Source organism: Stagnihabitans tardus (genome assembly GCF_009925085.1).
Lineage (GTDB): Bacteria > Pseudomonadota > Alphaproteobacteria > Rhodobacterales > Rhodobacteraceae > Stagnihabitans > Stagnihabitans tardus.
Window position 1 is genome coordinate 1 of sequence record NZ_JAABNR010000021.1, and the last position, 9,750, is coordinate 9,750.

Genomic DNA, 9,750 nt, shown 5'->3' on the forward strand with positions numbered 1-9,750 from the left:
CCTCAAGGACTGGCGCAGGATCGCAACCCGCTACGACAGATGTCCCAAGGTCTACCTCTCGGCCATCGCACTCGCCGCAACTGTCATCTTCTGGCTCTGAAACTCAATGAGTCCTGAACCTAGGACGCGCGCGGAGGCCAGAGAACCGAGAAATTCTGGAATGGCCGGCAGCCATGTCGACGACGAATCGGTCGCGCCGACGGCAGTCGACATCAAGGGCATCAGGTAACTGTCTGTCGTGACATCAAAAAAGTGTTGAGCGAAGGTCAAGCTGGATAAATGCTTCCTCCCGGTGGCATCGTAGCAAAGGTTGCCGGTGACCAAATCTTCATTGGCCGTGAAGCCCATCGACGCCTGGATCTGGCGGACGCCAAACTTTGAGATCAAGCCGGAACGTTTTAAACAACCTGTCTAAGGGCGTGGCATTCCAGGAAGTCAAAGCGGGCTTCTGTCCTGCGCCTCACGACGCGTCCCCGACCTGTTCAGATGCTTGATCGTCAAGTCTACGATAGGAGGCAAGGCTCCGTATTCGCCCCCCAAAGACGTCGACGCTCCCGGATGTTTTTCGCTACCTGACGGGATTTCCACAGTCGCACTGTCTATGGCTTTCGCGCCCAGCCAGGAGGCTTTCCGTTGGACCTGCGCGGAACAAGCCCGCCCTTCTTCACCCTAACGACAGAGCCATACCTTGGCTCGCAGTCCGAATTTCGCAAATTTATTTTTCTGAAACATATACTTATATTGTTTGCGCCTGCGGAATCCGGGTTGACGGGCGCGGCTATCCAGCCTTAGCGTGATGCCAAGGAATCACGTCACCCGCCCAGAACGCCGGTCTCCCAATAGGAGACCCGGTTTTCGCACGCCTACGATCGCAACTGCGGGCGCCAGCAAAGGTTTGCCTGCCGGACCGGATGAACGACATGCTCGAAACGACCTGACGGCGCTTGCGCGACCGACTGCGCCTTGGCTGAAGGGCCCAAAACCTGGCCTAACCCCATCCTCCAGAGATCGCCTTGGCTGTCCTGCGACCAGCCAATGGTCCCGCGTTGCCAAAAGAGTCCCACCATGCCCACGTTCCCCTTCATCAAATGTCCTTTCCCGCCCAATCAAACGCAAAGGGATCTCGAAAGCCATCTTGTGGAGGTTCTTCGCAAGCTCAGACGCGCCCGCGCGGTCAAGATGGTTGACCTATCGAATGAGGCTGAAGGCGCGCAGAGCACCCCATCGGAAGATCTGCCAGAGGAGATCAAAAGCCCCGTCGTTCACGTGGTCAACGACGACCACGACAGGATTTCGCGACGGGCGAAAGCGCTGACGGACCGCAGGCAGGCCGCCTCCGGGATGGCGCACCTGAAGAAGGAAGACCGAGAGCGGCTGTTTCCGCTCCGTGACGGAATCAATCTTTTCCGGCTTGCCAATGAACATCGCGCGGATGAGATCGCCGCAGAAATGCAAGCCGAATTTCCCTGAACGAGACCCCACGGAAGTGCCTGGGCTTCCGAACCCCCGCCGAAGTCTTCCGCGCCCATGTCCTTGGCCGAGGTCATCGCAAGGCGAAACTCTCCACCAAACCAAAGTCGCATCTGGGCTAGCGCGCCCAGGGAACCCGATCGCGATCATGGATGAGATCGAGAAGGCTGGCGGGATGACCAGCAGACAAGGGAACAGTTTTGATCTCTGCAACGGCCTCTTGCCGCTGCTCGAACCCTCGACGGCCGGAAAGTGGAACTGTCCTTACTTCGAGATTCCCTTCGACATGTCCCTCGTCAGCTGGTTCCTGACCGGTAACGACATCCGCCCTGTTCCCGCTCCTTTGAGAAGCAGGTGTCCGCCGATCCATGTCGGCCTCCCCACAAGGAAACATCTCATCGCCTTCGCCGAACGCGTTGGACGGCGGCGCGATCTGTCGAAGGAGGGGATCGAAGTGGTCCAAGACCTCGTCGAACGATCGGGGGGAACGGCAGCGCTATCCCTTCGCATGGTGCAGCGCATGATCGAGGCGGCCCTGGCCTTCGAGAACAAGTCAAGACTCAACTGACGAAGGGCATTCAAATGTCACCCGTGTTGAACCTTCCGCCGATCAGGCCGCTGTCCGCCATGATCGAACATGTCCGGGCCGAGATGCAAACCTCGAACCCAATAGACGTTTTGCAGGAGAACCCCGTGTTCGTGGCCCTCATTCTCCTGTTTCGACTCGGGCCGGCCCTCGGGGAGGCGCCACAGCTGGACGATATCCTGCGTCACCTCGACGATCCCAGCCGCGAGAGACCCGGTGCGTCTGACTTGCATGACGCCCCCTTTGTGGATCCTTGGTGCGCGGTGTTCGACCGGGGCTGCCCGGTGTTGATCGGTCATGTCGAAAAGCATCCCACGATCCGTCTGGGCGCCAGGTTCAGAAGTTCGCCGGTGTTTCAGATTTCGCATCTCGACGGATGGGCGAGGACCTGGTCCCGTTTCTACCGTCTCGGCCAATATGACGACCATTTGCCGGAGGAGTGGATCCGGCGCGGCGTCATCCATGAGCACGTCACACTGATTCAGCTGGAGGCTTGATGCTTGCCGCAGGCGACCATGGCGAGATCAGTCCCGGCCGTCCCGTGACCAAAACTGGCCGAACGGGAAGTGCGATCCATTGCTCCTTCCAGATCCGCCCGGCTTGCGCCGTATCCGAGCACGACCGTCTGCTTTTGGACGAGAAGGTTGACCACGCGCGGATGGTTGCAAGGGACGGAAAGCTGCCGTTGGGTCAGTTCCGAGACTTTTCAGGCAAACTCTAGAGCGGCCAATCAACCATATCTTGTCGACTTTTCCCCGCCAGATTACGGCACGAAGCAGATGGCCCAGCATGCGTGGCGAAGAATGGTTGCGCGAGGTTTGCGGCGAAAGGCTGCCCTCATCGCGGACGGGAAGACACCCGGTCCAATCTTCATGCCAAGGTAGAGGTTGCCGCCAACGCACGCATTTGGGCGCTAATGCAATGAAACTTGCATATCTCTGACCGACTGCTATGCTTCCTGCACAACAGGAAGATGCATATGGCCAAACCCACCACCGCTGACGAGCTTCGCGTCCACCTTCTGGCCGTTCAGGGCAATTTCTCCAAGGGCACGCGGCGGCTGGCGGATTTCCTCTTGGCCAATCCCGGGGCGGTGGCGCTCTTGTCTTCAGCCGAGGTCGCCAAGCGCTGCGATGTCCATGCCTCCAGCCTCGTGCGTTTGGCGCAGACCCTTGGGCTTTCGGGCTTTCGCGAGCTTCAGGCGATCTTGCAAAGCGATGTGGCGGCGCGGGTCGACCAGGCTCCGCCTGAGCCCCGGGCCGCGCCGCGCGAGAGGCTGCGGCTGAGGCTTCTGGCGGAATCAGGGCGGTCGTTCAACCAGGCTGCGGCCGAGGCGGCGGACCGCTATTGGGTGGCCCATCCGGAGGTCGAATTCCACTCCGAGCTGCATGTTTCCCACGCGATCAGCGCCGAAGAGATGGCGCATCGCATCGAGACGGTGGCCGAGGGGGCCGATGGGCTGGTGCTGGTGGCGCGCGAACATCCGGCGGTCAACCGGGCGGTGCAGGGCGTGGTGGCGCGGGGCGTGCCGGTGGTCTGCCTGACCTCGGACCTGCCCTCCTCGGGGCGGACGGCCTTCGTGGGCTCGGACCAGTTTGCCAGCGGCTCGACGGCGGGCTGGTTCTGCGGGCGGCTGATGCCGCGCCATCCGCCGGGGCGGGTGCTGTTCGTGGGCTCGGTGCCGTTTCGCTGCCAGCTGGACCGCGAACAGGGCTTCCGCCAGGTGCTGCGGTCCGAGTTTCCGATGCTGAGCATCGAGGAGAAGGTGAGCTCGGATGAAAGCGTCGAGGTGGTTTATGACGCGATCCGCCGCCATATCGCGATGCATGGCGCGCCAGGGGCGATTTACAATGTCTCGGGCGCGAACCTGGGGATTGGGCGGGCGCTGGAGGATGAGGGGCTGGCGGGCAAGGTCGTCTTCGTGGGCCATGAGCTGACCGCCAACGTCCGGATCTTGCTGGAAAAAGGCGTGATGGACGTGACGATCGGCCATGACTTCGACCGCGAGATCGCAGGGGCGGTGGACTGCATCGCCCAGGCGCGGGCGGGTGTCCAGCCGGCCAGCCGCCTCACGCCCAGCCTGCTTTACACCCGCTACAACTGCCTTTAGGCGCTCAGTGCCGTCTCGGGGACCGGGGGCGCGGAAGGGTAGGCGCCATAGACCGACTGGTCGAAATGGATGACCGCGCCGGTCATCATCCCGGAGTCGTCCGACAGCAAAAAGGCCACCGCCTTGGCGACCTCTTCCGGCGCCAGAAGCCGGCCGAAGGGCTGCGAGGCCGCCACGGCCTCCAGCCAGTTCGGATCGGCGCCGTGGTAGTCGCGCTGGATCCGGTCCTCGCCATCCGACGCCATCCAGCCGATGTTCAGCTGATTGACCCGCACCCGGTTCTTCATCGCGGCAAAGGCCACGTTGCGCGTCAGCGTCGCCAGGGCGCCCTTTGACCCGCTATAGGCGCAGATGAAGGGCTGGCCGGAATGGGCCGCGGCCGAGCCGATATTGACCACGGCGCCCGGCTTGCCCGCCTGGACCATGCGCCGGATCGCCTCTTGCATGAGGAAAAACGGCGCGCGGGTGTTGATGGCGAACATCCGGTCGAAGAGGGCCTCATCTGTCGTCAGGATGTCGCCCCGGTCGGTGATGCCCGCCGCATTGACCAGCATGTCGACCCCGCCGAATTCATCCACCGCCGCCGCCACCTTGCGGCAATCGGCGACGCTTTCCAGATCGGCCTGGACGAAGCGCACCTGGCATCCCGTCTCGGCCTCGATCGCCTGGGCCACCGCCTGACCCTTGGGCAGGCTCCGCCCGCAGGTCACCAGCGCCCGCGCGCCCTGGGCCGCCAGGTGCCGCGCCACCGCCGCGCCCAAGCCTTGCGTTCCCCCGGTCACGATCCCGACCTTGCCATCCACCCTGCTCATGCCATCCTCCATTGCATCACATATTGCGAAGTTCATCCTTTCAAAATTCCTATTGACAGACTCAGGATCATGCAACAGGTATTGCACCAACGAAGAAAGATTTGCGTGAGGGGGAGAAGATGTTGCGCATGGCGGTTCTGGGATGTGGGCGGATCGGGCAGATGCATGCCGCCAATGTGGCGCGCCATCCCCGCGCGACGCTGGCCGGGGTCTATGACCTGCATGCGCCCTCGGCGGCCAAGGTGGCCGAGGCTCAGGGTGTGCGCGCCTTCGCCAGTGCGGAAGAGGTCTTTGCCAGCCCTCAGGTCGATGCCGTCCTGATCGCCACCGCGACCCCCACCCATGCCGATTACATCGAGATGGCGGTGGCGGCGGGCAAGGCGGTGCTCTGCGAAAAGCCCATCGACCTGAACCTCGCCCGCGTCAACGCCTGCGCCGACCGGATCAAGGGCACCAAGCTGCCGATCCAGCTGGGCTTCAACCGCCGCTATGACCCCGGCCATTCCGCCGCGCGCAAGGCCATGCAGGCGGGCGAGATCGGCGAGTTGCACCAGGTCATCATCACCTCGCGCGACCCTAGCCTGCCGCCGCGCGCCTACCTCGAGGCCGCGGGCGGGCTGTTCCGCGACATGACGATCCATGACTTCGACCTCGCCCGCTTCATGCTGGGCGAGGAGCCCACCGAGGTCTTCGCCCTCGCCGGCGCGCTGATCGACCCGGCGCTTGGCGCCGAGCTGAACGAGATCGACAGCGCCATGGTCATCCTGCGCACGGGCAGCGGAAAGCAATGCCACATCAACAACTCGCGCACCGCCGTCTACGGCTATGACCAGCGGGTGGAGCTCATGGGATCGAAGGGCATGCTGATTTCGGACAACCGCAAGCCGCATGAGCTGCGCCGTTTCACCGCGACCCGGACCGAAGGCGCCGAGCCCTATCAGTTCTTCTTCCTCGAACGCTATCTCGAGGCCTTCATGGCCGAGATCGACGGTTTCGTGGATTGCGTCGAACAGGGCGCCCAGCCGCTGGCCAGTTTCGAGGACGGCCGCCGGGCGCTGATCCTGGCCGAGGCGGCCTACCGCTCCTTGGCCGAGCGCCGCCTGGTGCAAGTCGCAGAGATCGCCTGACAGGACCCCGGGGAGGGGGTTCCGAAGGCCAGAGGGACCGGGGCGAAAGCCCGGGACGAGGACGGGCGCCCATAAGGCGCGCCTGCAACAGTGGAGGAAGACATGAACAAACTGACCCGCCGCACGCTCGGTGCGCTGACCCTGGCTGCCATGGCCACGGGCGCCCTGGCTGACAATTCCAAGGTGGCCATCGGCTTTACGCCCAAGTTCCTGAAAGACGATTTCCAGACCCTGATGCTGCAGCTTTCGCTGAAGGCCTTTGCCGACAAGGGGATGACGGTCGTGGGCTCGCCCGACCCGAATGGCGATATCGCGGCCCAGGTCGATGCGCTGCAAAACCTGATCGCCAATGGCGCCAATGTCATCGTCTTTGCGCCCCTGGACTCGGCCGGCATCGTCCCGGCGGTCAAGCGCGCGAATGAGGCCGGCGCGCTGGTGTTTTCCATCGACGACGCCCCGGCCGGCGGCATGGTCACCGCGACGATCCGCGCCGACAACCTGGATGCGGGCGTGCAGGGCGCCACCGAAATGGCCAAGCGCCTGCAGGGCAAGGAGTGCTGGGCCGCCAAGACCTGCACTGTGCTGGAGCTGCAGGGCGCCCTGACCACGCCCAATGGTCTGGACCGCTCGAAGGGTTTTGCCGATACGATGGCGGCCTTGGCACCGGATGTGAAGGTGATCCAGCGCCCGACCGAATGGACCGCCGACATGGCGGCCGATGCGGCGCAGAACGTGCTGACCCAGACGCCGGACCTTGCGGGGATCTTCATGGCCTCGGAACTCATGGCGACCGCCGTCAATGCGCAGCTGAAGGCCGCCGGACGCGATGCGGCGGTGGGCGATGCGGCCTCGGTCATCCGGGTGGCCATCGACGGCACGCCCCAGGGCCTGCAGCTCATCCGCGACAAGGCCTTGGATGCGACCGTGTCCCAGCCCCTCTCGGCCTATGCCACCAAGACGGCCGAGCTGATCGAGCTCGTCTCGGGCGGCGGCAAGATCGAGCTTGGCCCCCGCGACGATGGCCAGGTCATCGAGACCCCGGTCGGGCCGCAATACCAGCTGAAGGCGACGCTCGTCACGGCGGACAATGTCGATGACGCGGGCCTCTGGGCCAACCAGCTGGCGAAGTAAGCGATGGTCGTGGAACCCAAGGCGCCCATCGTAGAGATGCGCCAGATCACCAAGACCTTCGGTTCCACGCGCGCGCTTCGGGGCGTGGATTTCACCGTGCTCCCCGGTGAGATCCACGCGCTTCTGGGCCGCAATGGCGCGGGGAAATCGACGCTGGTCTCGTGCCTCAGCGGTATCGTGGCGGCCGACAGCGGGCGGGTCCGCATCGGCCAGGCCGATATCATCGCCAATGGCGAGAGCTATGCGGCCGCCCTGCGGGACGAGATCGCCCATGTCCAGCAGACCCCGCGTCTGTTCGATCTGCTGACCGTGGCCGAGAACCTGTTCCTGGAAAACCCCGCCGTGCGCCGGCGCGGCTGGGTCAGTCACCGCCAGATGATCGCCCGCGCGGCCCAGGTTCTGGAGACCTGGGGCATCGAGATCAGCCCGACGGCCTTGGCCGGGCAATTGGGCGCGGGCACGAGGCAGCTTCTGGAGATCATCAAGGCGCTCAATCGCGGCGTTCCGGTGATGATCCTGGATGAACCCACCGCCGCGCTTTCGAATGCCGAAAAGCGCGTGCTGTTCGACCATGTGCGGGCCTTGAAGGCCCAAGGGGTGAGTTTCGTCTATATCTCGCATCACCTGGATGAGGTCTTCGAGATCGCCGACACCGTCACCATCCTGCGCGATGGCCAGACGGTGACGGAACGGGCGGCGGTCAGCAGCCTCGACGTCGAGACCATCGCCGACCTGATGATGGGGCAAAAGACCCAGCGTTCGGTGCGCGAGGATTTCACGGATGCCTCCGCGCCGCCGCTGCTGGAGGCGCGGGGCCTGCGCCTGGGCAAGGGCACGGTCGATTTCCAGGTCCGCAAGGGCGAGATCGTGGCCCTGGCGGGCCCGGTGGGCAGTGGCAAAGAGGATCTGGCCATGATCCTTGCCGGTCACAAGGCGCCTTTGGGGGGCAGGGTCTTTAGCCCCTCGGGCAAGCTGCCGGTGATTGGCCTGGTGCCCACCGACCGCCATGCCTCGGGCTATGTGGGTCTTCTGGGCGTGCGAGAGAATGTGACCCTGGGCGGCCTCGACCTCTTGTCGGGCGGCTTGGGCTTCATCGACCGGGGGCGGGAGGCGGCCCATGTCGGCGACCTTGCACGGCGGACCAATGTGATTGCGGCCTCGCTGGAGCAGCCGGTGGGGCAGCTTTCGGGCGGCAACCAGCAGAAGGTGGTCTTTGCCCGCGCGCTGTGCCGGGATCCGCAGGTCATCGTGGCGCTCAGCCCCACGCGCGGCGTCGATGTCGGCGCCAAGGAACAGCTTTACGGCCTCCTGCGCGATCTTGCGGCCAAGGGCATGGGCGTCGTCGTCGTCTCGGACGAAGAGGACGAAATCTCACAACTCGCCAACCGCGTCGTCATCGTCTTCGAGGAGGAGATCGTGGGCGAACTGGTGGGCGATTACAGCATGAAGGATCTGATCTTGCGGATGGAGGGGGTGGCATGATGGTGCGCGCAGAGAGGTCGCGGTGGCAGGCCTTCGGGCAGGGATTCGTGGCGCATGGCTTCACGATGTATCCGGTGCTTTTGCTTTTGGTCATCGTGGGGGCGGTGGTGGCGCCGCGGTTCCTGTCGACGATCAACCTGATCAACATCCTGGAACAGGTCTCGGTCCTGGGCCTGACCACGATCGGCCTCAGTTTCGTCGTGCTGATCGGGCGGCTGGACCTGTCGCTGGAGGGCATCGTGGGCTTTGCGCCGATGCTGGCGGCGGTGCTGATGGCCTCGGCCTCGGCGGGGGGATATGGGGTCGAGCTGCCGGGCTGGGCGGGGCTTCTGGTGGCCCTGGGCTCGGCGGGCCTCATCGGGTTCTTCAATGGTTTCATGGTGGTGCGGGTGGGGCTGAACCCCTTCATCTCGACCCTGGGGCTTTTGGTTCTGCTGCGCGGCTCGATCCTGATCATTTCGAACGGGCGGTCGATATACTCCCCGGGCGCGGCGCTGACTTACCTCGGTTCGGCCAAGATCGCGGGGCTTCCGGTCTCGGTCCTGGTCTTTCTGGCGGTGGCGGTGCTGGTCGGCTGCATCTTTCAATACCACCGCTATGGCCGCGCGCTTTACGCCATCGGCCGCAATGAAGAGGCCGCGCGGGCGGCGGGCATCGACGTGGACCGAGTGATCTGGTCGGCCTTCGTCTTTGCCGGGCTGCTGGCGGGGCTGGCGGGGGTGCTGATGACCGGGCGCCTGGACAGCGCGGTGACGACGCAGGGCGAAGGCATCATCTTCTCGGCCTTTGCGGCGGCGGTGATCGGAGGCGTCTCGCTTGGCGGCGGCAAGGGGAACATCATCGGCGTGGTCTCGGGCGTCTTGCTGATCGGGGTCATCAACAACCTGCTGACCCTGGCGCAGGTGCCGTCCTTTTACGTCCAGGCCTCGACGGGCGCCGTGATCATCGTGGCGGCCGTGCTGACGACGCTCGCCAGCCGCAGATCCTCGGGCGTCAAGACAAGGACCTGAGGGCGCAAAAGGAACCCCCCGC

10 protein-coding genes and 3 pseudogenes are annotated in these 9,750 nt (G+C 64.3%); 10 read left to right on the forward strand and 3 right to left on the reverse strand.

The window, feature by feature from the left end; translation table 11 throughout:
- Positions 1 to 100: pseudogene (locus GV832_RS17230) on the forward strand (IS5/IS1182 family transposase); the annotation flags it as partial.
- Between the two features lie 128 nt (positions 101 to 228).
- Here the strand turns inward: GV832_RS17230 and GV832_RS22760 are convergent.
- Positions 229 to 396: pseudogene (locus tag GV832_RS22760) on the reverse strand (hypothetical protein); the annotation flags it as partial.
- Positions 397 to 1,065: 669 nt separating this feature from the next.
- Between GV832_RS22760 and GV832_RS17240 the strand changes: the two are divergent.
- The 4 genes and pseudogenes from GV832_RS17240 (at position 1,066) to GV832_RS17250 (ending at position 2,553) form a co-directional block, all read left to right on the forward strand.
- Entirely contained in the window at positions 1,066 to 1,470 is a 405-nt protein-coding gene (locus GV832_RS17240) for a hypothetical protein (protein ID WP_168776124.1), read from the forward strand.
- A pseudogene (locus GV832_RS22700) lies at positions 1,464 to 1,592 on the forward strand (IS30 family transposase); the annotation flags it as partial. The gene GV832_RS17240 and the pseudogene GV832_RS22700, both read left to right, overlap by 7 nt.
- Positions 1,593 to 1,618: 26 nt before the next feature.
- Positions 1,619 to 2,038 (forward strand): P-loop NTPase family protein, encoded by a 420-nt coding sequence (locus GV832_RS17245; RefSeq protein ID WP_168776125.1) that lies wholly within the window; start codon positions 1,619 to 1,621, stop codon positions 2,036 to 2,038.
- 59 nt (positions 2,039 to 2,097) lie between these two features.
- Complete coding sequence (locus tag GV832_RS17250; RefSeq protein WP_168776126.1) at positions 2,098 to 2,553, forward strand: DUF6634 family protein; 456 nt, start codon at positions 2,098 to 2,100, stop codon at positions 2,551 to 2,553.
- On the opposite strand, the gene GV832_RS22100 is transcribed toward GV832_RS17250, so the two are convergent.
- Positions 2,538 to 2,708 (reverse strand): hypothetical protein, encoded by a 171-nt coding sequence (locus tag GV832_RS22100; RefSeq protein ID WP_227754501.1) that lies wholly within the window; start codon positions 2,706 to 2,708, stop codon positions 2,538 to 2,540. The two genes, GV832_RS17250 and GV832_RS22100, sit on opposite strands and share 16 nt — an antisense overlap.
- A gap of 327 nt (positions 2,709 to 3,035) precedes the next feature.
- On the opposite strand from GV832_RS22100, the gene GV832_RS17255 reads away from it, so the two are divergent.
- Complete coding sequence (locus GV832_RS17255; RefSeq protein WP_168776127.1) at positions 3,036 to 4,166, forward strand: substrate-binding domain-containing protein; 1,131 nt, start codon at positions 3,036 to 3,038, stop codon at positions 4,164 to 4,166.
- Here GV832_RS17255 and GV832_RS17260 read toward each other — a convergent pair.
- The gene (locus GV832_RS17260) at positions 4,163 to 4,978 is read right to left on the reverse strand and encodes an SDR family oxidoreductase (protein WP_168776128.1); all 816 of its coding nucleotides are present in this window, start codon (positions 4,976 to 4,978) and stop codon (positions 4,163 to 4,165) included. The two genes, GV832_RS17255 and GV832_RS17260, sit on opposite strands and share 4 nt — an antisense overlap.
- 119 nt (positions 4,979 to 5,097) lie before the next feature.
- Between GV832_RS17260 and iolG the strand changes: the two genes are divergently transcribed.
- From iolG to GV832_RS17280, 4 genes are all read left to right on the forward strand, one after another.
- Entirely contained in the window at positions 5,098 to 6,105 is a 1,008-nt protein-coding gene (iolG, locus tag GV832_RS17265) for an inositol 2-dehydrogenase (protein ID WP_168776129.1), read from the forward strand.
- A gap of 102 nt (positions 6,106 to 6,207) precedes the next feature.
- Positions 6,208 to 7,236, forward strand: a complete 1,029-nt coding sequence (locus GV832_RS17270) for a sugar ABC transporter substrate-binding protein (protein WP_168776130.1) — start codon at positions 6,208 to 6,210, stop codon at positions 7,234 to 7,236.
- 3 nt (positions 7,237 to 7,239) lie between these two features.
- Positions 7,240 to 8,718, forward strand: coding sequence for a sugar ABC transporter ATP-binding protein (locus GV832_RS17275; protein ID WP_168776131.1), 1,479 nt, complete (start codon positions 7,240 to 7,242; stop codon positions 8,716 to 8,718).
- Positions 8,715 to 9,728, forward strand: coding sequence for an ABC transporter permease (locus GV832_RS17280; RefSeq protein WP_168776132.1), 1,014 nt, complete (start codon positions 8,715 to 8,717; stop codon positions 9,726 to 9,728). The genes GV832_RS17275 and GV832_RS17280 overlap by 4 nt, the downstream gene beginning before the upstream one ends.
- Positions 9,729 to 9,750 lie beyond the last annotated feature (22 nt).

Excerpts from the sequence above, each read along its gene's own strand:
- GV832_RS17240 (WP_168776124.1), top strand. The coding sequence starts at position 1,066 with ATGCCCACGTTCCCCTTCATCAAATGTCCTTTCCCGCCCAATCAAACG.
- GV832_RS17245 (WP_168776125.1), top strand. The coding sequence starts at position 1,619 with ATGGATGAGATCGAGAAGGCTGGCGGGATGACCAGCAGACAAGGGAAC.
- GV832_RS17250 (WP_168776126.1), top strand. The coding sequence starts at position 2,098 with ATGATCGAACATGTCCGGGCCGAGATGCAAACCTCGAACCCAATAGAC.
- GV832_RS17255 (WP_168776127.1), top strand. The coding sequence starts at position 3,036 with ATGGCCAAACCCACCACCGCTGACGAGCTTCGCGTCCACCTTCTGGCC.
- GV832_RS17260 (WP_168776128.1), bottom strand. The coding sequence starts at position 4,978 with ATGAGCAGGGTGGATGGCAAGGTCGGGATCGTGACCGGGGGAACGCAA.
- iolG (WP_168776129.1), top strand. The coding sequence starts at position 5,098 with ATGTTGCGCATGGCGGTTCTGGGATGTGGGCGGATCGGGCAGATGCAT.
- GV832_RS17270 (WP_168776130.1), top strand. The coding sequence starts at position 6,208 with ATGAACAAACTGACCCGCCGCACGCTCGGTGCGCTGACCCTGGCTGCC.
- GV832_RS17275 (WP_168776131.1), top strand. The coding sequence starts at position 7,240 with ATGGTCGTGGAACCCAAGGCGCCCATCGTAGAGATGCGCCAGATCACC.
- GV832_RS17280 (WP_168776132.1), top strand. The coding sequence starts at position 8,715 with ATGATGGTGCGCGCAGAGAGGTCGCGGTGGCAGGCCTTCGGGCAGGGA.